Origin of the sequence: Aeromonas sp. s3 (assembly GCF_040907805.1) — a bacterium.
Taxonomy (GTDB): Bacteria; Pseudomonadota; Gammaproteobacteria; order Enterobacterales; family Aeromonadaceae; genus Aeromonas; species Aeromonas dhakensis.
Genome location: NZ_JBFOCQ010000033.1, coordinates 57,618 through 84,579, shown reverse-complemented (window position 1 = coordinate 84,579; position 26,962 = coordinate 57,618). Strand labels below are relative to the sequence as shown.

At 62.3% G+C, this 26,962-nt stretch carries 21 protein-coding genes and 1 pseudogene; 6 read left to right on the top strand and 16 right to left on the bottom strand.

The annotated features are described in order from the left end of the window. The first annotated feature begins 12 nt into the window (after positions 1-12). The 5 genes from rbsA (at position 13) to AB5Y98_RS18665 (ending at position 5,439) form a co-directional block, all read left to right on the top strand. On the top strand, positions 13-1,536 hold the full coding sequence (rbsA, locus tag AB5Y98_RS18685; RefSeq protein ID WP_017764535.1) for a ribose ABC transporter ATP-binding protein RbsA: 1,524 nt from the start codon (positions 13-15) through the stop codon (positions 1,534-1,536). Next, positions 1,533-2,498 carry a ribose ABC transporter permease gene (rbsC, locus tag AB5Y98_RS18680; RefSeq protein WP_005300744.1) on the top strand — a complete coding sequence of 322 codons (966 nt, stop codon included), beginning with the start codon at positions 1,533-1,535 and terminating at the stop codon, positions 2,496-2,498. The genes rbsA and rbsC overlap by 4 nt, the downstream gene beginning before the upstream one ends. A gap of 21 nt (positions 2,499-2,519) precedes the next feature. After that, positions 2,520-3,395, top strand: a complete 876-nt coding sequence (rbsB, locus tag AB5Y98_RS18675; protein ID WP_324052819.1) for a ribose ABC transporter substrate-binding protein RbsB — start codon at positions 2,520-2,522, stop codon at positions 3,393-3,395. 107 nt (positions 3,396-3,502) lie between these two features. Next, positions 3,503-4,435, top strand: coding sequence for a ribokinase (gene rbsK / locus AB5Y98_RS18670; RefSeq protein WP_368232485.1), 933 nt, complete (start codon positions 3,503-3,505; stop codon positions 4,433-4,435). Beyond that, positions 4,435-5,439 (top strand): substrate-binding domain-containing protein, encoded by a 1,005-nt coding sequence (locus AB5Y98_RS18665; RefSeq protein WP_368232483.1) that lies wholly within the window; start codon positions 4,435-4,437, stop codon positions 5,437-5,439. The genes rbsK and AB5Y98_RS18665 overlap by 1 nt, the downstream gene beginning before the upstream one ends. 84 nt (positions 5,440-5,523) lie before the next feature. Here AB5Y98_RS18665 and AB5Y98_RS18660 read toward each other — a convergent pair whose 3' ends face one another. The 14 genes and pseudogenes from AB5Y98_RS18660 to AB5Y98_RS18595 form a co-directional block, all read right to left on the bottom strand. Continuing rightward, a complete protein-coding gene (locus tag AB5Y98_RS18660) occupies positions 5,524-7,173 on the bottom strand; it encodes a diguanylate cyclase (RefSeq protein WP_368232814.1) in 1,650 nt (549 codons plus the stop codon). Then, positions 7,173-7,649, bottom strand: coding sequence for a hypothetical protein (locus AB5Y98_RS18655; protein WP_368232482.1), 477 nt, complete (start codon positions 7,647-7,649; stop codon positions 7,173-7,175). The genes AB5Y98_RS18660 and AB5Y98_RS18655 overlap by 1 nt, the downstream gene beginning before the upstream one ends. Before the next feature lie 85 nt (positions 7,650-7,734). After that, positions 7,735-8,526 (bottom strand): annotated as a pseudogene (gene cobB, locus AB5Y98_RS18650) (Sir2 family NAD+-dependent deacetylase); the annotation flags it as partial. A 70-nt stretch (positions 8,527-8,596) separates the two neighbouring features. Then, on the bottom strand, positions 8,597-9,196 hold the full coding sequence (locus AB5Y98_RS18645; RefSeq protein WP_042049423.1) for a GNAT family N-acetyltransferase: 600 nt from the start codon (positions 9,194-9,196) through the stop codon (positions 8,597-8,599). 3 nt (positions 9,197-9,199) lie between these two features. After that, a complete protein-coding gene (locus tag AB5Y98_RS18640; RefSeq protein ID WP_065017642.1) occupies positions 9,200-10,447 on the bottom strand; it encodes a response regulator in 1,248 nt (415 codons plus the stop codon). Position 10,448: 1 nt separating this feature from the next. After that, positions 10,449-14,393, bottom strand: a complete 3,945-nt coding sequence (locus tag AB5Y98_RS18635; protein WP_368232812.1) for a transporter substrate-binding domain-containing protein — start codon at positions 14,391-14,393, stop codon at positions 10,449-10,451. A 54-nt stretch (positions 14,394-14,447) separates the two neighbouring features. Next, positions 14,448-14,744 (bottom strand): integration host factor subunit alpha, encoded by a 297-nt coding sequence (ihfA, locus tag AB5Y98_RS18630; protein ID WP_005300715.1) that lies wholly within the window; start codon positions 14,742-14,744, stop codon positions 14,448-14,450. 3 nt (positions 14,745-14,747) lie between these two features. Continuing rightward, the gene (gene pheT, locus AB5Y98_RS18625; protein WP_368232479.1) at positions 14,748-17,135 is read right to left on the bottom strand and encodes a phenylalanine--tRNA ligase subunit beta; all 2,388 of its coding nucleotides are present in this window, start codon (positions 17,133-17,135) and stop codon (positions 14,748-14,750) included. Positions 17,136-17,147: 12 nt separating this feature from the next. Continuing rightward, positions 17,148-18,131 (bottom strand): phenylalanine--tRNA ligase subunit alpha, encoded by a 984-nt coding sequence (gene pheS / locus AB5Y98_RS18620; RefSeq protein WP_005300689.1) that lies wholly within the window; start codon positions 18,129-18,131, stop codon positions 17,148-17,150. 316 nt (positions 18,132-18,447) lie between these two features. Beyond that, on the bottom strand, positions 18,448-18,804 hold the full coding sequence (gene rplT, locus AB5Y98_RS18615) for a 50S ribosomal protein L20 (RefSeq protein WP_005300683.1): 357 nt from the start codon (positions 18,802-18,804) through the stop codon (positions 18,448-18,450). A 15-nt stretch (positions 18,805-18,819) separates the two neighbouring features. Next, positions 18,820-19,017: a 50S ribosomal protein L35 gene (gene rpmI, locus AB5Y98_RS18610; RefSeq protein WP_005300673.1), complete on the bottom strand. Its 198-nt coding sequence runs from the start codon at positions 19,015-19,017 to the stop codon at positions 18,820-18,822. Between the two features lie 86 nt (positions 19,018-19,103). Continuing rightward, positions 19,104-19,634 (bottom strand): translation initiation factor IF-3, encoded by a 531-nt coding sequence (gene infC, locus AB5Y98_RS18605; protein ID WP_185219337.1) that lies wholly within the window; start codon positions 19,632-19,634, stop codon positions 19,104-19,106. A 21-nt stretch (positions 19,635-19,655) separates the two neighbouring features. Next, the gene (thrS, locus tag AB5Y98_RS18600) at positions 19,656-21,584 is read right to left on the bottom strand and encodes a threonine--tRNA ligase (protein ID WP_005300655.1); all 1,929 of its coding nucleotides are present in this window, start codon (positions 21,582-21,584) and stop codon (positions 19,656-19,658) included. A gap of 236 nt (positions 21,585-21,820) precedes the next feature. Continuing rightward, on the bottom strand, positions 21,821-22,408 hold the full coding sequence (locus AB5Y98_RS18595; protein ID WP_368232477.1) for a tetratricopeptide repeat protein: 588 nt from the start codon (positions 22,406-22,408) through the stop codon (positions 21,821-21,823). A 174-nt stretch (positions 22,409-22,582) separates the two neighbouring features. Between AB5Y98_RS18595 and AB5Y98_RS18590 the strand changes: the two genes are divergently transcribed. Then, the gene (locus tag AB5Y98_RS18590) at positions 22,583-23,638 is read left to right on the top strand and encodes a PA0069 family radical SAM protein (RefSeq protein WP_368232475.1); all 1,056 of its coding nucleotides are present in this window, start codon (positions 22,583-22,585) and stop codon (positions 23,636-23,638) included. Positions 23,639-23,668: 30 nt separating this feature from the next. On the opposite strand, the gene AB5Y98_RS18585 is transcribed toward AB5Y98_RS18590, so the two are convergent. Then, positions 23,669-23,839: a hypothetical protein gene (locus tag AB5Y98_RS18585; protein WP_017410128.1), complete on the bottom strand. Its 171-nt coding sequence runs from the start codon at positions 23,837-23,839 to the stop codon at positions 23,669-23,671. 316 nt (positions 23,840-24,155) lie between these two features. Further along, complete coding sequence (gene gyrA, locus AB5Y98_RS18580; RefSeq protein ID WP_368232474.1) at positions 24,156-26,903, bottom strand: DNA topoisomerase (ATP-hydrolyzing) subunit A; 2,748 nt, start codon at positions 26,901-26,903, stop codon at positions 24,156-24,158. Positions 26,904-26,962: the final 59 nt, after the last annotated feature.

Sequence of the window (26,962 nt, the reverse complement as noted above, 5' to 3'; positions counted from 1 at the left end):
AAGGAATCAGCCATGAGTACAACCCCTTCGCCCATTCTGTCGCTCACCGGGATCGTCAAGACCTTCCCCGGGGTGCGGGCGCTCGATGAGGCAGGCCTCAAGGTCTACCCGGGTCAGGTAATGGCCCTGCTCGGCGAAAACGGCGCTGGCAAATCCACCCTGATGAAGGTACTGACCGGCATCTATCAGGCCGATGCGGGCACCATCAGTTATCGCGGCCAGCCGGTTCACTTCAAAGGGCCCCGCGATTCCCAAGATCAGGGGATCAGCATCATTCACCAGGAGCTGAACCTGCTGCCGGAGCTCTCCATTGCCGCCAACATCTTCCTCGGCCGCGAACCGCGCACCCGCTTTGGCAGCATCGATCACAAGCAGCTGCGCGAACGGGCAAGCACCCTGCTGGCACGACTTGGCGTCAAACACGGCCCAGATACCCGGCTCGGGAGTCTCTCCATCGGTGAACAGCAGATGGTGGAGATCGCCAAGGCGCTGTCGTTTGATGCCAGCGTCATCATCATGGACGAGCCCACCGATGCCCTGACCGACACCGAGACCGAGCAGCTGTTCAAGGTTATCCGCGAGCTGCGTGAGCAGGGCTGCGGCATCGTCTACATCTCCCACCGCTTGAAGGAGATCTTCGAGATCTGCGATCGGGTCACCGTGCTGCGCGATGGCAAGTGGATCGGCGAGCAGGCGGTGAGCGAGCTCGACGAAGACAGGATCATCGAGATGATGGTAGGCCGCCGACTGGAAGAGCAGTACCCGCGTCTGGTGCGCGAGCTCGGCCCGGTCAGCCTGCAGGTCAAGGATCTGGCCGGCCCCGGCGTGCGCGGGGTGAGCTTCTCCCTGCGTCAGGGGGAAATTCTGGGCTTCAGCGGCCTGATGGGCTCCGGCCGCACCGAGCTGATGAAGCTTATCTACGGTGCCAGCCCCATCAGCGCCGGCCAGGTGACCGTGGATGGTCACGCGCTGGCCCCCAGAAGCCCGGCCGATGGCCTGGCCGCCGGCATCGCCTACATCTCCGAGGATCGCAAGGGCGATGGCCTGGTGCTGGAGCTGTCGGTGCGCGAAAACATGAGCCTGTGCGCCCTCGGCGAGTTCATCCGTGGTGGCAAGATTGACGGCCAGGCCGAACGCCAGGCGGTGGGCGACTATGTGCGCCTGTTCAACATCAAGACCCCCAGTCAAGATCAGCTGATAAAGCTGCTCTCCGGCGGCAACCAGCAGAAGGTGGCCATCGCCAAGGGGCTGCTGACCCGGCCCAAGGTACTGATCCTGGACGAGCCGACCCGCGGCGTCGATGTCGGCGCCAAGAAGGAGATCTATCAGCTCATCAACCAGTTCAAGAAGGAGGGGATGAGCATCATCCTGGTCTCCTCCGAGATGCCGGAAGTGCTCGGCATGAGTGATCGCATCCTGGTGATGCACGAAGGGCGCATCAGCGCAGAGTTCAATACCCGCGACGCCAATCAGGAAAAACTGATGGCCGCGGCAGTCGGCAAACAGTGGCAAGCAGAGCAAGAGGCAGCACAATGACAACCCAAACCCTTTCCCGCCGCGGCATCATGAGCAAGGAGTGGTGGATCGAGAACAAATCGCTGGTGGCCCTGCTGGTGCTGATCGGCGTGGTCTCCTTCCTGAGCCCCAACTTCTTCACCGCCGACAACCTGCTCAACATCCTGCGCCAGACCTCGGTCAACGCCATCATGGCGGTCGGCATGACCCTGGTCATCCTCACCGCCGGCATCGATCTGTCGGTCGGCTCGGTACTGGCCCTGTGCGGCGCCCTGGCCGCCACCATGGTCGCCATGGAGCTGCCCATCATGCTGGTGATCCCCCTCACCCTGGGGGCCGGTGCCCTGCTTGGCGGCATCAGCGGCCTCATCATTGCCAAGGGCAAGGTGCAGGCCTTCATCGCCACCCTGGTCACCATGACCGCCCTGCGCGGCGTCACCATGGTCTATACCGAGGGGCGCCCCATCTCCACCGGTTTCAGTGACGGTGCCGATCACTTCGCCTGGCTGGGTACCGGTTACCTGTTCGGTCTGCCGGTGCCCATCTGGTTGATGGCCATCGTCTTCCTGCTGGCCTGGTTCATGCTCAACCACACTCGCCTGGGTCGCTACATCTATGCCCTCGGCGGCAACGAATCGGCCACCCGCCTCTCCGGCATCAATGTGGACCGGGTGAAGCTCGCGGTGTATGGTCTGTGCGGCATGCTGTCGGCACTGGCCGGGCTCATCGTCACTTCCCGCCTCTCCTCCGCCCAGCCGACCGCCGGCATGGGTTACGAGCTGGATGCCATCGCCGCCGTGGTGCTGGGTGGCACCAGCCTGATGGGGGGCAAGGGCCGCATCATGGGTACCCTGATCGGGGCGCTCATCATCGGCTTCCTCAACAATGCCCTCAACCTGCTCGACGTCTCGTCCTATTACCAGATGATCGCCAAGGCCAGCGTGATTTTGCTCGCCGTGATGATCGATAACAAAAGCAAGTAAGCACACACAAGGAATGAAATGATGAAAAAGCTCAATACCCTGCTCGCTGCCGCCATCATGTCCGTGCTGGGCACCGCCCAGGCCGCCGATCACACCCTGGCCATGGTGGTCTCCACCCTCAACAACCCCTTCTTCGTCACCATGAAGGAAGGGGCCGAAGCCAAGGCCAAGGAGCTTGGCTACGAGCTGGTGGTGCTGGACTCCCAGAATGACCCGGCCAAGGAGCTCTCCAACATGGAAGATCTCACCGTGCGCAAGGTCAACGCCATCCTGATCAACCCGACCGACTCCGAAGCGGTGGGCAACGCCATTCGCCTCGCCAACAAGGCCAACATCCCGGTGCTGACCCTGGACCGCGGCGCGGCGCAGGGTGACGTCAAGGCCCACATCGCCTCCGACAACGTGGCGGGTGGCAAACTGGCCGGCGATTTCATCACCCAGAAGCTGGGTGCCGGTGCCAAGGTGATCCAGCTGGAAGGGATCGCCGGCACCTCCGCCGCCCGTGACCGCGGCGAAGGCTTTGCCCTGGCCGTGGCCGCCAACAAGCTGGAAGTGCTGGCCTCCCAGCCCGCCGACTTTGACCGCACCAAGGGTCTGAACGTCATGGAGAACCTGCTGGCCGCTCACCCGAGCGTGCAGGCGGTGTTCGCCCAGAACGACGAGATGGCGCTGGGTGCCATCCGCGCCGTGCAGGCCGCCGGCAAAGAGGTGATGATCGTCGGCTTCGACGGCACCGACGATGGCAAGGCCGCCGTGGCCAAGGGTAAACTGGCCGCCACCGTGGCCCAGCAGCCCGCCCTGATCGGCGCCATCGGCGTGGCAACCGCCGACAAGGTGCTCAAGGGCCAGCCGGTGGAAAAATCCATCCCGGTTCCGCTGCAAGTGGTCAGCAAGTAAGTTGACGGGGGGAGGTTCGCCTCCCCCTTTTCACTCAAGGTTGACGGTGCCTCCCGGCCTGGATCCGGCTTTCGTGTCCATGCCAAGATGCATCAGGAGTACTCAACATGAATCGTCTCGTCGTTCTGGGCAGTGTCAATGCAGACCACGTGCTGCGCGTTCCCCACTTTCCTCGCCCGGGTGAAACCCTGACCGGCCACAGCTATCAAGTAGTGCCCGGTGGCAAGGGCGCCAACCAGGCGGTGGCTGCCGCCCGGTTAGGTGCACAAGTCTCCTTTATCGCCCGCATCGGCGATGACGCCATCGGCCACCAGATGAAGACCGGCTTTGCTAAAGACGGCATCGATGTGAGCGCCGTCGAGCTCGACCCCAAGCTCCCCACCGGGATCGCCATCATCTATGTGAGCGATGAGGGGGAGAACAGCATCGGCATCTCCGCCGAAGCCAACGGAGCCCTCACCCCGGCCGTGGTAAAAGGCCATGAATCGATGATCGCTGCCGCCCACACCCTGCTGCTGCAGCTGGAAGTGCCGCTGGAGAGCGTGCTGGAAGCCGCCCGGCTGGCCCGCGCCCACGGCACCCGGGTGGTGCTCAACCCAGCCCCCGCTCGCCCGCTCTCGAGCGAACTGCTGGCACTGGTCGATCTCATCACCCCCAACCAGACCGAAGCCGAGCTGCTGACCGGCGTCAAGGTCACCGACGAGGCGAGCGCGGCAAAGGCTGCCGCCCGTTTCCACCAGATGGGCATCGAAGAGGTGATGATCACCCTGGGGTCGCAAGGGGTCTATTGCAGCAAGGGGCAGCAACAAGCGCTCATCCCGGGTTTTCGGGTGAAAGCAGTGGACACCACGGCGGCCGGCGATACCTTCAACGGCGCCCTCTTGGCGGCCGAGCTCGCCGGCGCCGACTTTGACGCGGCCGTGCGCTTTGCCCACGGCGCCGCCGCGCTCTCCGTCACCCGGTTTGGTGCCCAAAGCTCCATCCCGAGCAAGCAGGAGGTAGACACCTTCCTGCTTGAGCAGACTGCGCAGGGGCACTGATGGCCAATATCAAGGAGGTGGCGGCGCTGGCGGGGGTGTCGACCACCACCGTCTCCCACGTCATCAACGAGACCCGTTTCGTCGCCGAGGAGACCCGCGAGCGGGTCTTCGCCGCCATGCGCGATCTCAACTATGCCCCGAGCCTGGTGGCCCGCAGCCTCAAGGTGAAGGAGACCAACAGTATCGGCATGCTGGTCACCACCTCCAGCAACCCCTTCTTCGCCGAGGTGGTACGCGGGGTGGAGCGCTACTGCTTCGAGCAGGGCTACAACCTGATGCTGGGCAACACCGAGGGGCAGGCCGAGACCGCCCTCTCCTACCTCAAGATGATGCTGCGCAAGCGGGTCGACGGTCTGCTCATCATGTGCAGCGAGGGGCAGCAGGAGGTGTTCAACCAGCTCGACTGGCTCAAGAGCCTGCCGGTGGTGGTGATGGACTGGGGCATGGAGAGTGCCGATGTGGATCTCATCGCCGACAACTCCCATCGCGGCGGTTACCTGGCGACCCGCCACCTGCTGGGGCTGGGTCACACCGCCATCGGCTGCATCACCGGCCCCCACAGCCGCGCCCCCGCCAACCAGCGTCAGGCGGGCTTCGAGCAGGCGATGCAGGAAGCCGGGCTCACCGTCAACCCACAGTGGGTCCAGGAGGGTGACTTCGACTGCGCCAGCGGTCATCAGGCGATGACCCGCCTGCTGGCGCTGCCCGAGCGCCCCAGCGCGCTGTTCGTCTGCAACGACATGATGGCGATGGGGGCCATCAGCGCCGCTCATCAGGCGGGGCTGGTGATCCCGCGCGATCTCTCCATCGTCGGCTATGACAACGTGGCGCTGGCCGAATTCATGTCGCCGCCGCTCACCACCGTCAATCAGCCGAAAGAGGAGCTGGGCCGCCTCGCCGTCACCCGGCTGCTGGCGCGCATCAATGGCGAGGCGGTGGCGGATCATCTGATCACCGTCGACCCAGATCTGGTGATCAGGGATTCCTGCGCCCGCCGTCCCTGACATACACGCTCAATAAAAAAACAAGGCGACCCCAGGGTCGCCTTGTTTCGTTTCATCTTTGCTCAGCGCAATCCTTGTTGCCACTCAGGCCAGCTGCCTTGCCTCACCGCCCGCCAGCACCTGCAGTTGCACCAGCCCCAGTCGCCGTGCCAGCGGCTGCAACAACTCGCCATGTTCATCATTCTGCGGCAACCAGTAGCGCACGGGCCAGCCGGCCGCCAGCTGCGCCGGGGTGGCGCTGCCAATGTCTCTGAGCGCCAGGGTGCAACCCTGCTGCCGCAATCCCGCCAGCAAGGCAGCATCCGGTTGCAGTGCCGGCACCAGCAGCACCAGCGGTGTGCGGAATGTGCCCGGCAGACAGGCCAGCACCTGGGTCAGCTGAGCCTGGTTGTCGAGCGGAACCAACAAGGCCCGACCATCGCCACGCAGCGTCTCGTGCGCCTGCAGCAGCCGGGCCAGCACGGGGCCCAACACGCCGCACTCCTGCAGCCAGCGCATAGGACAGGATGTGCCCTGCTCTTGCCAGTAGAGCGCCAGTTGCCACAGGCCGTTGCCCTGTTCATCAGCCATCGCCTGCAGTGCCACCCGCAGCGGCGCCGGCTCGCACCCGGCCAGCCAGTCGCGCAGCTGATGCAGCTGGTGCTGGGTCAACTGCAACTGCTGCAGCATGGCCGGCGCAAACCAGCTGATGTCCCCCTCCTGGCTGCGCTTGGCCTGATTGAGGGCTAGGATGGCCTGATCCAGCAGCCGGCCGGCATCTTGCTGCTGCGCCTTGGCGACCCCGAGCCGACAGGCCAGATCGAAGCTGCACTCCCGGGTCACGAACTCGAAATGGAGCAGGCTCACCAGCTCATGAATGCGAGTCTCCAGCGCACCATCCGCGCTGGTCAACACCACCGCAAACTCGTCCCCACCGAGCCGGTAGGCGTGACTGCCGTGGGCCTGCTGCAGCTTGTCGGCCACCGTCTGCAACAGCCGATCACCGACCTGATAGCCGAGCAGATCATTGACCTGCTTGAAGCGTTTGAGGTCGAGCACCACCAGGGCGCTCGCCTCGCCGGCATGCAGGGCGCGGGAGAGCTGCTCCTGCAGGGCCCGGCGGTTGCCAAGCCGGGTCAGGGGGTCGAGCAGGGCGAGCCGGCGATTCGCCAGGTTGGCACGAATGAGGGCGGCCACCAGGGCGCCGCCGGTCAGCAGCAGGATCAGCTGCCAGATCTGCAGCCAGAACAGGCTGCTGCGGATCTGGCTCACCGAACGTTCCCGCTCCTGACCGGAGAGGATTTGGTTGCCTATCTGCTCGATGAGCCGGGTCTGGCTGGCGATCTCCTCCTGCAGGCGGGCGAGTTGGGCCCCTTCCCGCAGCGCCCCTGCCGCCATCTGGGGCTCGAGCCGCTTGATCTGCTCGAACAGTCCGGCCAGCGCCCTGCCAAGCCCGTGCCGCTCACGCGCCTCGGCGGTTTCACTGCTGATGAGAAAGATGTCGAGCCGGTTCCACAGCAGATCGTAATCCAGGCTCAGGGTCTCCATCTCCACTTGGCCGACCCGATAGAGCCGCAGATCGGCGAGAAAACGCTGGGATTCGAGCATCACCTGGCTGATGTTCCAGTGGATGTTGCGGTAGAAGGTATCGACCAGCTGCTCCTGGCGATGCTGCAGATAGAGGCTGCTGCCCGACGAGAGCAGAAACAGCAGCGAGACCGCCACCAGCAGCAGTTTGTGGCGGGATAGCCCCATCAATCGACGATCTCGATGCGGGTCACCTGCCACACCATGCAGTTGTGGATGGCGGGTACGTCCAGTTTGGGATAGCTGGTAAACGGAATAAGCAACCAGAGCGGCCCCTTGTTGCGCCGGGTCAGCGGCTTGCCGTCCTCCGCACGCACCAGGGTCAGCGGCACGTCGTCGAACAGGGCCAGCTCCACCACCTGTTGATAACCGTTGAGGGCCGAGACGGCGATCTTGCGGGCATCCTGGATCCCTTGTGCCGCCAGCACGGTTGCCAGGGTCGGCCCACGATAGTGGTGGGCGCCCTGGGTCCAGGGAGTGGTGGTGGTAAACTCGGTCTGTGGCAAGGCGGAGAGGGTCGCCTCATCGAGGGCCACTTGCTGGCCGCCTGGCAACACCAGAGTCATCAGGGAGGCCTGTGCCGATGCGCCGGCACAGGCCAGCATCAGGAGGGAAAAAGCGATCCATTGCTTGAGAGTGATCATGTAAGTTGCGCCAACTGCGTCCCATTTTTTGGCTGCCAGTGTGGCGATTTCACCGGTTCATTGCAACTGCGCTGATGCACAATAGCTAGGGGCCGCGCATCTCCATCCAGTTGTGCCCCTCGATCTGCGCCGGCTGGTGTACGCCGCAGCGTTGCAGCAGCTCATCCACATAGGCCGGCACCAGCAGGGAAGCCGGACCGTAGCGCTTCTCGTCAAACTGGCTGCCCACTTCGCTCGGCTCCAGGTTGAGCTCTATGGTATGGGCTCCGTTCAATCCCGCTTCGTGCACGAAACCGGCCGCCGGATAGACGGCGCCAGAGGTGCCGATGGAGATGAAGAGATCGCACTGGGCCAGCGCGCTGTAGATGCGATCCAGCCCGAGCGGCATCTCGCCAAACCAGACCACGTGCGGGCGCAGCGGCTGGGGAAACTGGCAACAGGTGCACAGCTCCTCCTGATGGAGATCGCCGCGCCACTCGATCACCTGACCCGAGCCTGGGCAGCGCGCCTTGAGCAGCTCACCGTGCATGTGAATGAGGTTCTTGCTGCCGGCGCTCTCATGCAGGTTGTCGATGTTCTGGGTCACCAGGGTGACGCAGCCCGGCAGCAGGCGCTCGAGCCGGGCCAGCGCATAGTGGGCCGGATTGGGGTGAATGTGGGGTTGCTGCAGCTGATGACGGCGAGAGTTGTAAAAGCCCTGCACCAGCTCCGGATCCCGGGCATAGCCCTCCGGCGTCGCCACATCCTCCACCCTGTGCTCCTCCCACAGACCGTCACAGGCGCGAAAGGTCTTGATGCCCGACTCGGCCGAGATCCCGGCACCGGTAAGAATGACGATGTGTTTCGCTGACTGCACCATGACTGACTCCCTCTGGCTAGCTCTCTGGCTGACCTTAGCACAGGGTGAAAAACCGGCCTATTCGCCCTTGGTCTTATTATGATGGCGCTTACAGGGTGTCGAACACGCTCAAATCGAGTCGCACGAACACCAGCTCCCGCCCTGTCACCAGGGTGAGCGGCAGGCCCAGCCCGCGCAGCAGCGCCAGCATGGGGCGATTCTGGGGCAGCACCTCCGCCGTCCATTCGCGGATCCCCTCGCCGCGCGCCAGCAAGGCCAGCGCCAGCAGGATGCGCCGCCCCGCCCCTCTGTGCTGGAAGTGATCGGCGACGATGCAGGAGAACTCGGCCCGATCCGGGTGCAGCCGCCGCCGGATGGACTGGGCCTGGGCCAGCGGCCGCCCCTGACCGTCGGTCAGCAGCAGGCCAATCTGGTGTTCCCTGGGGTAATCGAGGAAGAAGGCGAGCTGCTCATCGCTCAACCTCTGCTTGGCGCGCATGAAGCGCAGGTAGACGCTCTGCTCGCCGAGTTCGTCATAAGCCGCCCGGATGCGGGCGGGATCGGCCCCCGCCAGCTCCTGCAAGCGGCAGGGAACGCCCCCGACCTCCATCATCAGCGGCAGGTCGGCGCGGGTACGGGGATGAAGCCAGCCGGCCAAGGAGCGCCGCAGCCGGGCTTCGTCCGGCGGCCAGCAGAGGTAGCGGGCCACCCTCTACCAGCGCCCCGCCATGCCGCGATCGCGCCACAGATTGTGGTCCAGCAGATTGAAGGGGTCGTCCAGATAGAGGGCGATGCCAAGCTCCCTGGCTCGGTTGATGAAGCGCCCCAGCAGGGAGTCCGGGGTCATGGCCTCCAGGCTCGGCAGCAGGCTCTGCCCCAACAGCAGGTGCTGCAGCGGCATCCGCTCCAGCAAGTCGAACGGAATGTGCTGATCGTTGTCCAGCAGCAGGGCGAGCCGTGCCCCCGCCAGACTGGCCTGCAGCACCAGGGCAAAACGCTCCGCCTGGCTCAACAGGTGGTCGCGCCGGTGGATCAGCAGGGTGAGCTCGCCAGGCTCCCTGCCCCGCTGGACGAGCCATTCGCGCACCAGCTCCCAGCGCGGCGGCAAACCGGTCACCGCCAGCCAGATGGGCAAGGGGGACGGGGGATCGGACAAGAGCCCGAGCAGCCCCTTCTCCTCCCCCTGCCAGGTGCGGATGGTACGGCGCAGTCCGCTCAGGCGGCGCTGACGCTGCGGCCCCAGATAAAGCCCCTTGAGCAGGCTCAGCAGATCGTCGGCCAGCAGCGGCTTGGCCAGGGCCGCCAGCACGTTGAACCCGGCATCGTGCAGCAGGCGGCGGGCGCCGTCGATCAGGGTCTGGTCGTGGGCGGAGAGCAGCACGATGGGCAGGCCGCTGTGCTGGTATTGGGGCTGGCTCATCAGCAGGCTGATGGCATCCTGATCCACCAGGCTGAGATCGCTCACCAGCAGCTTGATCTCGCCACCGGCCAGCGCCTTGATGCAGGCATTGCCATCCTGCACCCACTGACAGGGCAATCCCAGTCCCCTGATCTCCTGCTGGATGTGGGCCCCCTGAAACGGGTGATCCTCCAGCAACAACACCTGGGTCTGGGCCAGCCACTCCTGCCACGCCAGATAGCGGCCATTGACCCCCGCCAGCCAGTCATCGGTGAGGCGATAGATCCCCTCCGCCTGCGCTGTCAATTGCGGCAGGTAGTCGGCAGCGGCGTGGGAGTCGGGATCGAACAGGGCGATGGCACCGGCGGCAAACAGACCTTCCCACTGCCAGCAGGCATCGGGCCGGGTGCGGCGCAGGGTGGCAAATTCCGGCAGTTCGACGGCTTTTGCCGCCCGATAGGCAACCCCGTCCAGGGCATAGATGGTCACGGGGTGGAACAGGCGCTCATCCGTCTCTTCCGAGTTCAGCAAGGCCAGTAACTCTTCATCTGTGATGATCATGTCAGAGCCTCTCACGTAGTCGCCGGCACACCTCGTCCAGAGCTTGCCGCAGCGGGGGTAGCAGGGGTTGCCGTGGATCCCGTTTCCACTGTTCAATCACCTGGACGAGCGGGGTCGCGCCCACCATTTTGGCGGCCCCCTTCATCTTGTGTAAAGCGGCTTCCAGTGCCATCTCGTCTGCTTGTGTGACACAGCGCTCAATGTCGGCCAGATCCTGGCCGGTCGCCTCCAGATAGAGGGAGATGAGCTCGGGGGTGAGCAGCGGCATCTGGGCTTCTGACCAAGAAGCAGGCGCTGCCGCCTTCTGCTCCGGGTTCGGCTCGGGTGCGGGGTCCCCCAGGGTGCGCAGCAGATTGGCGAGATCCTTGAGCAGCAGCGGCTTGTCCAGATGACCACGACAACCGCAGCTGGCCAACTGCGCCGCCGCCGGCTCGCTGAGATCGGCGGTGATCACGTAGGTGGGCAGATGTTGCCAGCGCGGGGTGTCTCGCAGTCGGCGGCAGAGCTCGGCCCCGTCCATCACCGGCATCTGCAGATCAGTCAGCACCAGATCGACCGTCTCGTGCTGCAGCATGTCGAGCGCCAACTGGCCGTTGGCCGCGCTGATCACCTGGGCCCCCAGCTGGGTCAGCTGCATGCTGATCAACACCCGGTTCACCTCGTGATCTTCAACCAGCAGCACCCGCATCCCCTGCCCCGGCAACGTGATCATGCCCTGGGCAGAGGGCACCAGCCGCGGCTGCATCAGGCTGACTACAGAGCCCGGCACCCAGGGTTCGCCCTGCCAGTCCCAGTAGCGCAGCCCCTGTTCATCCTGGCGGGCGCTCAGTACCGGGCCGGCCGGATCGTCCGGCAGATCGAGCTCGCCGAGCCAGGGCAGCAGATAGTCCCGCTCCGCTCCGTCGAGCGCCACATGGACGCTGCTCACCCGCGGGCGCCAGCGCGGCATCTCCTGCAGCAGCACCAGCGGCAATGCACAGGTGAAGCGGCTGCCGCCGGTCGTGCGCGGCTCGACCCGGATCTCGCCCCCCATCTGCTCCATCAGCTGGCGACAGATGGCGAGCCCGAGCCCGGTCCCCTGCGCCCGCGGCTGCCCCTCCTCCCCACCCTGTTCAAAGGGCAGGAACAGGCGCGGCAGCAGCTCGGCACTGATGCCGGGCCCCTCGTCATCCACCCCGCACAACAGCTGGGTGCCGTCCCGGTGGGCCCACAGTACCACCTCGCCACGGCTGCTGAACTTGATGGCATTGGCCAGCAGGTTGTGCAGCACCTGCTGCACCCGATGGGGATCCAGCTCCACCTGAGCGGGCAGTCGGTGATCCAGATCGAGCCGCAGTTGCAGCCGCTTGGAGCGGGCCTTGGACCAGTGCACGGCGGCCACATGCTCGCACAAGTCCACCAGATCGGTGGGTTGGGGCGAGAGCGCCAGCTGCCGGTTCTCGTTGCGGCTGAAATCGAGCACGTCGTTGAGCAGGCCCAGCAGCTCGTCCCCTGCCTGCCTGACATGGGAGAGCGCAGAGTGCTGCTCGGCATTGAGGGGGGTGTGGCTGAGCCACTCCAGCAGCCCCAGGATGGCGTTCATGGGGGTGCGAATTTCGTGGCTCACCGCCGCGAGGAAGCGGCCCTTGGCCAGCACGGCCTGCTCGGCCCGCTCATGGGAGGCCTGCAGTGCCTGCTCCTGCTCGACCCGCACCGTCACATCCTGCACCACCCCGTATACCCGCCACCCCTGCTCGGGCAGGCTGCGCCCCCGGCCGTAGAACTGCAGCCAGCGGGTACCCTTGAGCGGATGCTGGTAGCGCAGGGCATAGGAGAAGGGCTGGCCGGCCTGCAGCATCTCGCGCATGGGCTGCTGCATCTCGACCTTGTCCTGCGGCGCAAGCCGTCCCAGCGCCTCGCCCGGGTTGCGGCGGATCTGCTGACTGGCCAGCCCCAGCAGCTCATAGCTGCCGCGGCTGATGAACTCCACCTGGCGGATCCCCTCCTCGTGCAGCAGGAACTGGATCACCACGCCGGGTACCGTGTTGGTCAGCGCCCGCAGGCGCCGCTCGGCCTGACGCAACAAGCGGGTGCGCTCGCGCAGGGCACTGATGTTGGAGAGCGCGATGAGATCCCCCGCCGGCGACTGCTTGCCGAGCTGGAGCGGGATCTGGGCGTAGGAGTAAACCTGATCACCCAGCGCCATCTCCCCCTCGCTCTCTTGCAACTGGGCCTGCGGCAGCTGCAGTTCCGCCAGGTAGCGGGCCTCCAGCCGCTTGGCCTGCTTGTTGCGCTTGATGATCTCGCCCTGATTGTCCCGCAGGAACACCGGCACCGGCAGTGCCTGGAACAGGGACTCCCGGAACTGGCTCTCCAGAGCCAGGGTCCGCTCCATCGCCTGGCGCTGACTCACCTCCCGGGCCAGCTGCTGGCGCGAGCGCCAGATCAGCCAGATGACACCGGCACTGATCAGCAGCGCCAGCAACACCGAACCCAGCCAGATCCCGTAGCTGACCCCGGCCTGCTGGGTCAGTACCAGCCGGTGCCAGCGCAGTTTGAGATCGTCATTCTGCTTGCCGGTGAGGGTCATCAGACTCTGCTCCATCACCCCGGCAAGCCTGGGGCTGTGCCGACTGATGGCAAACCCCAACCCGAAACGCTGCGGCAGCTCCCGCACCTCCAGCCCGTCCAGCTGGTTGTTGCGAAGCGGGTATTGCAGCTGATAGAGCTCGGCCAGCATGGCGTCGGCCGCGCCGCTCTGTACCGCCGCGATCCCCGCTGCCAGGGTGTCGCTCTTGCGCCAGTGATGCGTACCCTCCAGGCGGGTCAGCATCTCTTCGTCATAGAGGGTGGCGGGCACCGCTATCCTGCCCTTCACCGCCGCCAGCGTCTCGAACGGCTGGGTCTTGCGGCTCACCAGGGCATAACGGCTGACCGCCATGATCCGGGTAAAGTCGAAGGCATCGGTCAGCGCCGGCGTCTCCAGCAGGCCGACCATCATGTCAGCCTCGCCGCTTTGCAGCTTGGCCAGCGCCTCTTCTCGGCTTGCGGTGGGGATCACGTGGAAGTTGAGCCCGGTCTGCTGGCTCACCAGTTTCAGCACGTCCGCGCTCCACCCCTTGAGATCGCCCTGCTCGTCGAGGCCGCTGTAGGGCATCAGATCCGGGTTGACCACCAGCTTGATGGCGCTGGAGGTGCCGACCAGCCAGGCCTGCTCCTTGTCGGTGAAGTGGAGCGGGTTGATGTCCTGTTCCCCCTGTGCCAGGTAGCGGTCGAGATCCTGATAGAGGGAGCCCGGCGGCAGGTAGCGGATGGCGGTGTCGATCAGCTCGCGCAGTGCCGGTTTGTCCCGCATCATCAGCCGGTAACTCACCACCAGCTCGTCGCTGCGCAGGCGTCGCAGCCGCAGCCCGGTGTCCGGGTATTCGCGCATCAGGTAACGCAGTTGCAGGTAGTCGCCGAGGTAGGCCGTCCCCTTGCCCGCCGCCAGCGCCGCGTACCAGTTGTCCGCCTCGGTCAGGGGCTGCTGGGTTGAATGGGGATAGAGGGCTCGCAGCACCTCGTTCGCCTGCCAGATGGGCGAGACCAGAAACCTGGCCTGCCCCAGCTCGCCGCGATAGAGGATGGCGGACTCGGCCTCCAGCATGGCACGACTGAGCGCCATCCCGGGCAGGGCCTCCAGGGAGGGGCCCACGTTGGGAATGAGATCGCAGCGCCCCTCCAGCAATCCGCTGCGCACGGCAGACCAGTTGGGCAGCTTCTGATAGATGAGCGGAAAGGGGAGCTGTTCGGCCAGTCGCTCCATCTGATCGACCAGCAGCCCTCCCGACTCATCGAGATAAGGCGGCCTGATGAGCGCCGGATAACAGATGGTCAGCGACTTGGTGGCATCGGCAAATGCCTTGGCGGTCGTGGAGAGAGGCAGATCCATCGCCTGCAGTGGCGCGGCCAGCAGCAGACCTAGCAAAAGACTGGTTTTTATCATGAAAAAGTAAAAGCCAGGCGGTTGCCTGGCTTTTTGTCACTCGTTGGGTTCAACATTTTCGACCCTGGCCTTGAGTTTCTGACCAGGGCGGAAGGTGACCACCCGCCGGGCGCTGATGGGAATATCTTCGCCGGTTTTCGGGTTACGTCCTGGACGCTGGTTCTTCTCACGAAGATCAAAGTTACCGAAGCCTGAAATCTTGACTTGTTCACCACGCTCAAGCGCTTGTCTGATCTCTTCAAAGAAGGCTTCCACCATATCTTTGGCTTCACGCTTGCTCATCCCGAGCTGGGTGAACAGGTGCTCTGCAATGTCGGCTTTGGTAAGCGCCATAGATCAATCCCTCAAGGATGCATTCAACTCTTCACCAAGGGCCCGCACGACATTGTCTACGGTCTCGGCAATCTCTTTCTCCTCCAGAGTGCGCTGGGTGTCTTGCAAAACAAGACTGATGGCCAGGCTCTTCTTGTCCTCGGCCATACCAGCACCCTGGTATACGTCAAACAAGTTTATTCCAACTACCTGATTTCCGCCAACTTTTTTAATTACTGCCAGCACATCGCCGGCCAGAACCGCAACATCAACCACCACGGCGATGTCGCGACGGTTGGCCGGGAAGCGGGAAACTTCGGCTGCAACCGGCACCTTGGCCGGGGTCAGCTTGTCCAGCTCCAGCTCGAACATCACGGCGCGGCTCTTGAGGCCCAGCTTCTTCTCGAGGCTCGGGTGGATCACGCCGATGTGGCCGATGACCTCGCCATTGCGCAGGATCGACGCGCTCTGGCCCGGGTGCAGGGCACTGTGCTCGGCACGCTCGAAGGTGAAGGTGGCGCCTTCGGCGGTCAAGTCCAGCACAGCTTCCAGATCCCCTTTCAGATCAAAGAAGTCGGCAGCGCGGCTCTTGATGTCCCAGTGCTCGTCGCTCTGGTTGCCGGTGATGATGCCGGCCAGCATGGGCTCCTGACGGATGCCGTTCTCGGCATTTTCGTCCTTGATGAAACGCAGGCCCTGCTCGAACAGGCGCACACGCGGCTGCTGACGGTTCTGGTTGTAGACCACCGCCTGTACCAGACCCGGGAACAGAGAGACACGCATGGCGGACATCTCGACCGAGATCGGGTTCGGCAGCACGATGGCATCGCTATGCGGGAACAGGGTCTGCTGAGCCTTGGGATCCACGAAGCTGTAGGTGATCGCTTCCTGGAAGCCGCGATCGACCAGCAGGTCGCGCACCCGCTTCAGGGTCACCTGCCCTTCTGCCTGCTCGACCATCGCGAGCGATGCGGCGGGCTTGAGGTTCGGGATGTTGTTGTAGCCGTAGATGCGGGCCACTTCCTCGATGAGGTCTTCCTCGATGGCGATATCGAAACGCCAGGAGGGGGCCAGCGCAGTCCAGCCGTCGGCGTCCACGGTCACCTGCATGCCCAGACGGGTCAGGATCTCGACCACCTGAGCATCCGCCACGCTGATGCCGATCACCTTGTCGAGCTTGGTGCGGCGCAGCTTGATAGGGGCTGCTTTGGGCAGATGATCATCGGATTTGACCTCGATAACCGGGCCCGCTTCACCGCCGCAGATATCCAGCAGCAGACGGGTGGCACGGTCCATCACCTTGGCCTGCAGCTCTGGATCCACCCCGCGCTCGAAGCGGTGGGAGGAGTCGGTGTGCAGACCGTAGGCACGGGCACGACCGGTGATGGAGAGCGGCGCGAAGAAGGCGCACTCCAGCAGGATGTCGGTGGTGGTCTCGGACACACCGGTGCGATTGCCACCGAAGATGCCGGCCATGCAGGCAGGGCCCTTGGCATCGGCAATCACGAGCGTGGTCTCTTTGAGCTTCACTTCGTTGCCATCGAGCAGGGTCATGGGCTCGTCGGCACGGGCACGACGAACCACCAGTTCCCCTTCCAACTTGGCCAGATCGAAGGCGTGCATCGGCTGACCGTATTCCAGCAGCAGGTAGTTGGTGATGTCGACGATGGCGTCGATGGAGCGGATGCCGCCACGGCGCAGCTTCTCCTGCATCCAGAGCGGGCTCTGGGTGTGCAGGTTCAGCCCCTTGATGACGCGGCCCAGATAACGGGGACAGTCTGCTGGCGCTTCGACCCGGATCGGGAAGGTGGCGTCAATGGTGGCGGCAGCAGGGGTCCAGGTCGGCTCGACCACGTCCACGCTGTTGAGCACGCCGATTTCACGGGCCAGACCCGCGATGCCGAGGCAATCGGCGCGGTTCGGAGTCAGATCCACGTCGATGCTGACGTCGTTGAGCGCCAGGTAGTCGCGGATGTCGGTGCCGATGGGGGCGTCAAGCGGCAGCTCGATGATGCCGTCGGCCTCGACGTCGATGCCCAGCTCGCTGAAGGAGCAGAGCATGCCGTGGGACGGCTGGCCACGCAGCTTGGCTTTCTTGATGGTGAAATCACCCGGCAGGGTCGCCCCTACCTTGGCCACGCACACTTTGAGGCCGGCACGGCAGTTAGGCGCACCGCAGACGATGTCCAGCAGCTCTTCTTCGCCCACGTTGACCTTGGTCACCCGCAGCTTGTCGGCGTCCGGGTGCTGGGCGCACTCGACCACTTCACCCACCACCACGTTGTTGAACTGGCCGGCCACCGCTTCCACGGCGTCCACTTCCAGACCGGCCATGGTGATCTGTTCGGCCAGTGCATTGTCACTCAACTCGGTGCGGACCCACTCCATCACCCAGGATTTACTGAATTTCATGTTCTCTCGCCCTTACTTGAACTGCTTGAGGAAGCGCAGGTCGTTTTCGAAGAAGGCACGCAGGTCGTTGACCCCGTAACGCAGCATGGTCAGGCGCTCAACGCCCATGCCGAAGGCAAAGCCGGAGTATTTTTCCGGATCGATGCCGACCGAACGCAGCACGTTCGGGTGCACCATGCCGCAGCCCAGCACTTCCAGCCACTTGCCGTTCTTGCCCATCACGTCCACTTCGGCGCTCGGCTCGGTGAACGGGAAGTAGGAAGGACGGAAGCGAATGGTCAAGTCTTCCTCGAAGTAGTTGCGCAGGAAGTCGTGCAGGATGCCCTTGAGCTCGGTGAAGCTGGCATGCTCGTCAACCAGCAGGCCTTCGACCTGATGGAACATCGGGGTGTGGGTCATGTCGTAGTCGTTACGATAGACGCGGCCCGGCGCTATGATGCGGATCGGCGGCTGCTGATGCTCCATGGTGCGGATCTGCACGCCCGAGGTGTGGGTACGCAGCATCAGATCAGGATTGAAGTAAAAGGTATCGTGATCGGTACGCGCCGGGTGGTGCGCCGGGATGTTCAGCGCATCGAAGTTGTGGAAGCCATCTTCAATCTCGGGACCACGGGCAACCTTGAAGCCCATCTCGCCAAACAGGCGCTCGATGCGCTCGATGGTGCGGGTCACCGGGTGCAGACCGCCATTCTCGATGCGGCGGCCCGGCAGGCTGACGTCGATGGTCTCGGCGGCCAGCTTCTGGTTCAGCACGGCAACTTCGAGGGCTTCACGACGCCCGTTCAGGGCATCCTGAACCTGCTGTTTGGCCTGGTTGATCACGGCGCCCGCGGCGGGACGCTCTTCAGCGGACAGGGCGCCCAGGCCCTTCATCTGCTCGGTAAAAAAGCCCTTTTTACCCAGATATTTGACCCGGATTTCGTCAAGGGCGGCGATGTCGCTTACGCCCTCAATTTCGGCCCTGGCTTGGCCGACTACTTCTTCAAGCTGTTGCATGTCTTCCTCGTCACCACTCCCGGTACAGGAGCCTTTAGGCTAAATAAGGTCAAGAGGGGAATAATACAAAAAAAGCCCCTTCACTGACCATAGTTAAGGTGCCCTTTTCTCCCTAGAAATCATTTTGTTATCAAGTAGGGCTTCGAGCCGGACCTGCTTCTTCTTTGCGATTGGGTACACAATTTCAGTTTGATGGCATATGAAGCCATATGTATAGCTATCATGATGGTAGAGTCATCGCCGCCTGCAAGCGACAAATGACAGACAACAAAAAAGGAGGCCTAGGCCTCCTTTTAGCATTTATAACAGAACCGGATTAAACCAGAGCTGCTTTGGCCTTTTCAACCAGGGCGGTGAAAGCCAGCTTGTCGTGAACGGCGATATCGGACAGGATCTTGCGATCGATCTCGATGGAAGCCTTCTTCAGACCGTTGATCAGACGGCTGTAGGACAGACCATTCTGACGGGCTGCTGCGTTGATACGAGCAATCCACAGCTGACGGAACTGACGCTTTTTCTGGCGACGGTCACGGTAGGCATACTGACCAGCTTTGGTTACCGCTTGTACCGCTACGCGGTAGACACGGGAACGGGCGCCGTAGTAACCCTTGGCGGCTTTCATTACTTTCTTGTGACGAGCGCGAGCGGTCACACCACGTTTAACTCTTGGCATTTTTCACATCCCCCCTTATGCGTACGGCAGACAAGCGACAACACGTTTGTGGTCGGCAGCGGAAACAAAGAACTTCGGTCCCAGCTGACGCTTACGCTTACTGCTCTTCTTGGTCAGGATGTGACGCAGGTGGTTGTGCTTGCACTTGAAGCGACCTGAGCCAGTCTTCTTGAAGCGCTTTGCGGCGCCCCGGTTGGTTTTCATCTTCGGCATTTCATACTCCGCATTGTGAGTGACAACAAAATCGCAAGGCGAACCGACTCATGGGGCTGGCCCCATGAGTCAATTTCTTGTGGGCCTTAAGATTTCTTCTTGGGTGCGAGGACCATCACAGCTTGACGGCCTTCGACTTTCGGGAACGATTCGACTACGGCCAGCTCTTCCAAGTCGTTCTTGACGCGCTCCAGAACCTTGATACCAAGATCCTGGTGGGCCATTTCACGACCACGGAAGCGCAGGGTGACCTTTGCCTTGTCCCCGTCTTCCAGAAAGCGAACCAGGTTGCGTAGTTTTACCTGATAGTCGCCTTCGTCGGTGCCAGGACGGAATTTGATTTCCTTGACCTGGACGACTTTCTGCTTTTTCTTCTGTTCTTTGGTGGTTTTGCTCTTTTCGTAGAGGAATTTGCCGTAATCCATGATCCGGCAAACGGGCGGCTCAGCGTTCGGACTGATCTCGACCAGATCCACTCCGGCCTCAAGGGCCAAGTTCAGAGCATCCTGGATGGAGGTGATGCCAATGGCTTCACCATCCAGGCCAGTCAGACGAACTTCTTTCAGACGGATCTCTTCGTTGATCCGGTGAGCGCGGGCTTGCGGTTGCTTGCCCAGTTTTTTTCCGCCTTTTATAGCTTATTCCTCCACTTTCTTTTGTCCGCGGGTCTGAACTTCCTGGGTCAACAGAGCAATCAGCTCTTCAACAGGATAAGAGCCCAGGTCAGCCCCTTTACGGGTACGTACTGCAATCTTGCCGGCTTCTACTTCTTTGTCGCCGCAGACCAGCATAAAAGGTACCCGCTTCAAAGTATGCTCGCGGATTTTAAAGCCAATCTTCTCATTTCTCAAGTCCGCTTTTGCGCGAAGGCCCGCATCATTCAATGCTTTGGCTACTTTCACCGCATAATCGGCCTGATTGTCGGTAATATTCATGACCACGGCCTGGGTAGGTGCCAACCAGGTCGGGAACAGTCCGGCGTACTCTTCGGTCAGGATCCCGATGAAACGCTCCAGCGAGCCCAGAATGGCGCGGTGGATCATCACGGGGACGTGACGTTCGTTGTCTTCGCCCACATAGGTGGCACCCAGACGGCCCGGCAGGGCAAAATCGAGCTGCACGGTACCACATTGCCAAGCACGGTCAAGGCAGTCATGCAGGGTGAATTCGATCTTGGGACCGTAGAAGGCCCCCTCGCCCGGCTGCAGGTCGTACTTCAGACCATTCAGCACCAGCGCTTCGGCCAGCGCGGCCTCGGCGCGATCCCAGGCTTCGTCGGAGCCGATACGCTGTTCCGGACGAGTGGAGAGCTTGACCACGATGTTCTCGAAACCGAAGGTGCCGTAGACGTCGTAGACCATGCGGATGCACGCAGACACCTCTTCCATGATCTGCTCTTCAGTACAGAAGATGTGAGCATCATCCTGAGTGAAACCCCGTACCCGCATCAGGCCGTGCAAGGAGCCTGACGGCTCGTTGCGGTGGCAGGAGCCGAACTCGGCCATGCGCAGCGGCAGATCGCGGTAGGATTTCAGACCCTGGTTGAAGATCTGCACGTGACCCGGGCAGTTCATCGGCTTGATGGCGTACTCGCGGTTCTCGGACTGGGTGGTAAACATGGCCTGGGCGTACTTCTCCCAGTGACCTGAACGCTCCCACAGCACGCGATCCATCATGAAGGGACCCTTCACTTCCTGATAGTCGTACTCTTTGAGTTTGCCGCGGATAAAGGTTTCCAGCTCGCGGAAGATGGTCCAGCCGTCGTTGTGCCAGAACACCATGCCAGGCGCTTCTTCCTGCATGTGGTACAGGTCGAGCTGCTTGCCGATCTTGCGGTGGTCGCGCTTGGCGGCCTCTTCCAGACGCTGCAAGTAGGCCTTGAGCTGCTTCTTGTCGGCCCAGGCGGTACCGTAGATACGCTGCAGCATCTTGTTGTTGGAGTCGCCGCGCCAGTAGGCGCCGGACATTTTCTGCAACTTGAAGTGGTGGCAGTGACGCATGTTGGGCACGTGCGGGCCGCGACACATGTCGATGTACTCTTCGTGATGATAAAGACCTGGCTGATCATCACGGGCAATGTTCTGATCCAGGATCTCGACCTTATAGGTCTCGCCACGGGCTTCGAACACATCGCGTGCTTCCTGCCAGGAGACCTTCTTCTTGACGACGTCGTAATCCTTGGCGGCCAGCGCCAGCATGCGCTCTTCCAGGGCAGCCAGATCTTCATCGGTCAGGGTGCGGTCGAGATCGATGTCGTAGTAGAAACCGTTGTCGATGACGGGACCGATGGCCATCTTAGTCTGGGGCCAGAGTTGCTTGATGGCATGACCCAGCAGGTGAGCACAGGAGTGGCGCAGAATGTCCAGACCTTCTTCGTCTTTGGCGGTGATGATGGCCAGGGAGGCATCGGCTTCGATCAGCTCGCAGGCATCAACCAGTTCACCGTTTACCCGACCGGCAATGCACGCCTTGGCGAGACCGGGACCGATGTCCGCGGCCACGTCCATGACGGAAACGGCGTGGGCAAATTGACGTTGGCTGCCATCAGGCAGAGTAATGATTGGCATTGTGTGTTTCCTTATACAGTGGTGCCCCCTACCAAAGGGCACATGCGGGATGGAAAGATTCATTCAAAAATGGGTGATGTTCTGGCTCTCCACAGCACTTTGCGAAGGCGCCCCGTGACGCAAACAACCCGTTCAACGTCGCAAGACAAACCAAAAACCGGACCATGCTACCAGAAGTAAGCAAGGCTGTATCGGGTTTGCTGAGATTTTCTACAACCAGATGAGCCGCTTGCCGGTTATTCCCCCAGCAGGGGCTGCCAGTTGAAATCGAACGTGGAGCTCCCCTCCTGGGCCAGTTCCAGCTCCTGCAGCACCTTGAGCGCCAGCTGGTTGCCCTGCCTGGCGGCCTGATAGAGCCACTCCTTGGCACGGGGCAGATCGACCCGCCCGCTGACCCCCATCAGATGCAGCACTCCCACCTTCAACATGGCGGGCACATCGCCGTTCTTGGCCGCCAGCTCCATCCAGTGAAACGCCTCGCGCAGATCCCGCTTCACCCCGGCACCCCGCAAATAGAGCTCCCCCAGCCGGTACTGGCCGAAGGCGTCCCCCGCCTGCGCCGCCTGACGATAGAGGCTGATGGCGCGATCCATATCCTGCTCGCTCCCCTGCCCCATTTCATGGCTCCAGCCCATCAATGCCTGGGCCCGTGGCTGGCCCTGATCCGCCAGCGGCGACCAGATCCGGGTTGCCTCATCGAAGTGGCCGGTGTGCCAAGCGCGGTTGGCCGAGGCCAGCTCCTGCTCGGTAGAGAGCGGGATCAGGCGCCAAATAACCAGCGCAATGACGGCGATGAAGATCCAGCGAGAGGTGATGGGTGCCATGATGATTTCCGTGATCCAGTTCGCATTTCGTCTATGTAAACGAAATGTAGCGCCGCGATCAAGCAAGAGATCCTTTTGACATGCTTTTTATGGCGGGATAGGTCGGCAAAACTTGCATTCGGCAATGAGGGTCAGCATGATAACTGTATATATAAACAGTGTTGGTGCAATGCGATGGCAGGACGAGGCAGTTTCCACAATGTTGATCACCGTTTCAGCGGCCAGCGGGTCGATGCGGTCGACGACGGCTGGGCCCAACCCGAGTGGGAAACGGCATTTGCCGCCAGCGATCCCCGCACCGAGGCGACGGAGATCAGCGCCCGCAGCATCATCAGTTACAACAGCTCCCCCGACGTTCCCTTCGGCCGCTCCATCAATCCCTATCAGGGGTGCGAACACGGTTGCATTTACTGTTATGCCAGACCGAGCCACGCCTATCTCGAGCTCTCCCCCGGCCTCGACTTCGAAACCAGGCTGTTTGCCAAACTCAACGCCGCCGAGCTGCTGCGCCGGGAGTTTGCCAGACCCGCCTATCAGCCGCAGACCATAGTGCTGGGGGCCAATACCGACCCCTATCAACCTATCGAGCACCACTATCGCCTCACCCGCCAGTTGCTGGAAGTGATGCTGGCCCATCGCCATCCGGTGGGGATCATCACCAAGAGCGCCATGATATTGCGCGACCTCGATCTGCTGACCGAGCTGGCCCAAGAGGGGCTCTGTCAGGTGATGGTGTCAGTCACCACCTTGAATGAAACCCTGCGGCGACAGCTGGAGCCAAGAGCCAGCACAGGGGCCGGCCGGCTCAAGGTGGTGGAGAAACTGGCCAGGGCCGGCGTGCCGGTCGGGGTGCTGGCGGCCCCCATGATCCCGCGGCTCAACGAGCCCGAGCTCGAGCAGATCATCAAAAGCGCTGCCGAGGCCGGAGCCCATTGCGTCGACTATATCCTGCTGCGACTGCCCCATGAGCTGGCACCGCTGTTCAGTGACTGGCTGGAGCAATACTACCCAAGCCAGAAGGAGGCGATCCTCAACCAGCTGCGAGCCAGCCGGGACGGCGCCCTCAACAGTCCCGCCTTCGGGACCCGGATGCGGGGAGAAGGCCAGTTTGCCGATCTGCTGGCCCAGCGCTTTCGGTTGATCGCCAAGCGGCTCGGGCTCGGCAAGCGCCACTTTCAGCTGCGCCAGGATGCCTTCATCCGCCCAGGCGAGCAGTTGCGGCTGTTTTAGGCTCCCGTCAAGCCCGCCACGGACAAAGTCTCAGCCCCTTGGTCGCGACGCACTGGCCTTGCTGCTGCGGGCAATCAACTCGGCGGGCAAACGGGCTGGCTCATGTGCCACCTCAGGTTCATGTTCGCCTGCGCGGGCATCCATCTCTGCCTCGCCCCATACCCGGCTCCACCAGATCTCCCACATTACCCAGCTGGTCATGACATGCTCCTGGCAGGCGTTGCCTGCGTTTATGGTGGTTTCTCTCCAACGGGAGCAGCATGGCTGGCCGCCATGACAGAGCGATGACATTCACATGAAGGAGCCGTGTCGAGGCCATGATCCCATCAGGGCAACCCTGGCAAGCGGGTAGTGCCTGTTCTTCCTGCCATGACAGGCAAGACTGGACAGGGGAAAAAGGAAGAGAAGGAAGAGAAGGAAGAGAAGGAAGGAGGATAATGGGGGACGCCAGCAACAAGCGAGCCAATGAAAAGAGCGGCCATGAGGCCGCTCTTTGGTATCGGGTAAAGGGGAGCGATTATTCGTCGCCCGCTTCACCTGCATCGACAGCACCTGTGTCTGCGGCGGTATCGGTGCCTTCAGACACCTCACCCTCGACGGCCAGTGCCTCGGTTTCCTCTTCGTCACTCTCGGCAACACGCTGCAGACCGACCACGGTTTCGTCTTCACCGGTACGGATCAGACGCACACCGCCGGTGTTGCGGCCGATGACGCTCACCTCGGACACCCGGGTACGTACCAGGGTACCGCCGTTGGTGATCAGCATGATCTGGTCAGTATCCTCGACCTGGATCGCATCGATCACCTTGCCGTTGCGTTCATCCACCTTGATGGAGATAACGCCCTGGGTACCACGGCTCTTGGTCGGGTATTCGTCCAGCGCAGTGCGCTTGCCGTAACCGTTCTCGGTGGCGGTGAGGATGGCACCGTCGCCACGGGGCACGATGAGGGAAACCACCTTGTCACCGGCGCCCAGCTTGATGCCACGGACACCGGCGGCGGTACGACCCATCGGGCGCACGCCCTTGAAGGTGCCCTTGCTTTCGGTGCCTTCGCCGTTGTCGCTGCCATCATCGTCATTGCCGGCATCGTCGTCGGTTTCAACGTCATCGCTGACATCGGCATCAGCGCGACCGCTGCCTTCCGCGAAGCGAACGACTTTACCCGCATCGGAGAAGAGCATGATCTCGTTGCTGCCATCGGTGATATCCACCCCGATCAACTCATCACCCTCTTTGAGGTTGATGGCGCGGATACCGGAGGAGAGCGGACGGCTGAAGTCAGAGAGGCTGGTCTTCTTCACGGTACCGTTGGCGGTGGCGAAGAACACATACTTCTCGGCGTCATATTCCTTCACCGGCAGGATAGCGGTGATACGCTCACCCTCTTCCAGCGGCAGCAGGTTGATGATCGGACGACCACGGGCGCCACGGGACGCTTCCGGCAGCTGGTAAACCTTGAGCCAGTAGACCTTGCCACGGGTGGAGAAGCACAGAATGGTGTCGTGGGTGTTGGCCACCAGCAGACGCTCCACAAAGTCCTCTTCCTTGATCCGGGTGGCCGACTTGCCACGACCACCGCGGCGCTGGGCCTCATAGTCGGAGAGCGGCTGATACTTCACATAGCCCTGGTGAGACAGGGTCACCACCACATCTTCCGGAGTGATCAGATCTTCGATGTTGATCTCGGCACTGGACATGCTGATCTCGGTGCGACGCTCGTCGCCATACTGTTCGCGCACGGCCAGCAGTTCATCGCGGATCACTTCCATCAGACGAGCCGGGCTCGCCAGGATGTGCAGCAGCTCGGCGATGAGATCCAGCAGAGATTGGTACTCTTCCAGGATCTTCTCGTGCTCGAGGCCGGTCAGCTTGTGCAGACGCAGGTCAAGGATGGCCTGGGCTTGCTGTTCGGTCAGGAAATATTGACCTTCACGGATACCGAACTCGGGCTCCAGCCACTCTGGCCGTGCCGCATCGTCGCCCGCTTTTTCCAGCATGGCAGCCACGTTGCCGAGTTCCCAGCCCTTGGCAACCAGGCCCGCTTTCGCGTCGGCCGGGGTCGCGCTGTGGCGGATCAGCTCGATGATGGGATCAATGTTGGCCAGCGCAACCGCCAGACCTTCCAAAATGTGCGCCCGATCCCGCGCCTTGCGCAGTTCGAACACGGTCCGGCGAGTCACCACTTCACGGCGGTGCAGCAGGAACGCATCCAGGATCTCTTTAAGGTTCATCACCTTGGGCTGGTTGTTATCGAGCGCCACCATGTTGATGCCGAACGTGGTCTGCATCTGGGTGTGCTTGTAGAGATTGTTCAGCACAATCTCGCCGGACTCGCCGCGCTTGATCTCGATAACGATGCGCATGCCGTCTTTGTCAGACTCATCGCGCAGGGCACTGATGCCCTCGATCTTCTTCTCTTTGACCAGCTCGGCGATCTTCTCGATCAGTCGAGCCTTGTTCACCTGATAGGGGATCTCGTGAACGATGATGGTCTCGCGACTGGTCTTCTCGTCCACTTCCACTTCAGCTTTGGCCCGCACATAGATGGAGCCACGACCGGTACGGTACGCCTGCACGATGCCGGAACGCCCGTTGATAATGCCGCCGGTGGGGAAATCCGGGCCGGTGATGTAGGTCATCAGCTCGTCAATGGTGAGGTCGCCGTTTTCGATCAGCGCAAGGCAGCCATTGACAATCTCGGTGAGATTGTGAGGCGGAATGTTGGTCGCCATGCCCACCGCGATACCGGAGGAGCCATTGACCAGCAGGTTAGGAACCTTGGTAGGCATGACCGCCGGGATCATCTCGGTGCCGTCATAGTTCGGCACCCAGTCCACGGTCTCTTTGTCGAGATCAGCCAGCAGCTCGTGGGAGATGCGGGCCATCCGCACTTCGGTATAACGCATCGCCGCGGCGCTGTCGCCGTCGACTGAACCGAAGTTGCCCTGACCATCGACCAGCATGTAACGCATGGAGAAATCCTGCGCCATCCGGACAATGGTGTCATACACAGCGATATCGCCGTGCGGGTGATATTTACCGATTACGTCACCGACCACACGGGCCGATTTTTTATAGGGCTTGTTCCAGTCGTTCCCCAACTCGTTCATAGCAAACAGAACGCGGCGGTGAACCGGTTTCAAGCCATCACGCACATCCGGCAGAGCTCGTCCTACGATCACGCTCATGGCGTAATCAAGATAGGAACTCTTGAGCTCTTCTTCGATGTTGACCGGCGTGATCTCTCTGGCCAGATCGCTCATAGAAAGCCTTATCCCTAATTAGTTGTTCTTTGGCTTAAACAGCGCGACATGGTAACACA

What these genes read in the sequence shown, in the direction of transcription:
- rbsA (WP_017764535.1), top strand. Translation starts at nt 13, where the DNA reads ATGAGTACAACCCCTTCGCCCATTCTGTCGCTCACCGGGATCGTCAAG.
- rbsC (WP_005300744.1), top strand. Translation starts at nt 1,533, where the DNA reads ATGACAACCCAAACCCTTTCCCGCCGCGGCATCATGAGCAAGGAGTGG.
- rbsB (WP_324052819.1), top strand. Translation starts at nt 2,520, where the DNA reads ATGAAAAAGCTCAATACCCTGCTCGCTGCCGCCATCATGTCCGTGCTG.
- rbsK (WP_368232485.1), top strand. Translation starts at nt 3,503, where the DNA reads ATGAATCGTCTCGTCGTTCTGGGCAGTGTCAATGCAGACCACGTGCTG.
- AB5Y98_RS18665 (WP_368232483.1), top strand. Translation starts at nt 4,435, where the DNA reads ATGGCCAATATCAAGGAGGTGGCGGCGCTGGCGGGGGTGTCGACCACC.
- AB5Y98_RS18660 (WP_368232814.1), bottom strand. Translation starts at nt 7,173, where the DNA reads ATGGGGCTATCCCGCCACAAACTGCTGCTGGTGGCGGTCTCGCTGCTG.
- AB5Y98_RS18655 (WP_368232482.1), bottom strand. Translation starts at nt 7,649, where the DNA reads ATGATCACTCTCAAGCAATGGATCGCTTTTTCCCTCCTGATGCTGGCC.
- AB5Y98_RS18640 (WP_065017642.1), bottom strand. Translation starts at nt 10,447, where the DNA reads ATGATCATCACAGATGAAGAGTTACTGGCCTTGCTGAACTCGGAAGAG.
- ihfA (WP_005300715.1), bottom strand. Translation starts at nt 14,744, where the DNA reads ATGGCGCTTACCAAAGCCGACATTGCAGAGCACCTGTTCACCCAGCTC.
- pheT (WP_368232479.1), bottom strand. Translation starts at nt 17,135, where the DNA reads ATGAAATTCAGTAAATCCTGGGTGATGGAGTGGGTCCGCACCGAGTTG.
- pheS (WP_005300689.1), bottom strand. Translation starts at nt 18,131, where the DNA reads ATGCAACAGCTTGAAGAAGTAGTCGGCCAAGCCAGGGCCGAAATTGAG.
- rplT (WP_005300683.1), bottom strand. Translation starts at nt 18,804, where the DNA reads ATGCCAAGAGTTAAACGTGGTGTGACCGCTCGCGCTCGTCACAAGAAA.
- rpmI (WP_005300673.1), bottom strand. Translation starts at nt 19,017, where the DNA reads ATGCCGAAGATGAAAACCAACCGGGGCGCCGCAAAGCGCTTCAAGAAG.
- thrS (WP_005300655.1), bottom strand. Translation starts at nt 21,584, where the DNA reads ATGCCAATCATTACTCTGCCTGATGGCAGCCAACGTCAATTTGCCCAC.
- AB5Y98_RS18595 (WP_368232477.1), bottom strand. Translation starts at nt 22,408, where the DNA reads ATGGCACCCATCACCTCTCGCTGGATCTTCATCGCCGTCATTGCGCTG.
- AB5Y98_RS18590 (WP_368232475.1), top strand. Translation starts at nt 22,583, where the DNA reads ATGGCAGGACGAGGCAGTTTCCACAATGTTGATCACCGTTTCAGCGGC.
- AB5Y98_RS18585 (WP_017410128.1), bottom strand. Translation starts at nt 23,839, where the DNA reads ATGACCAGCTGGGTAATGTGGGAGATCTGGTGGAGCCGGGTATGGGGC.
- gyrA (WP_368232474.1), bottom strand. Translation starts at nt 26,903, where the DNA reads ATGAGCGATCTGGCCAGAGAGATCACGCCGGTCAACATCGAAGAAGAG.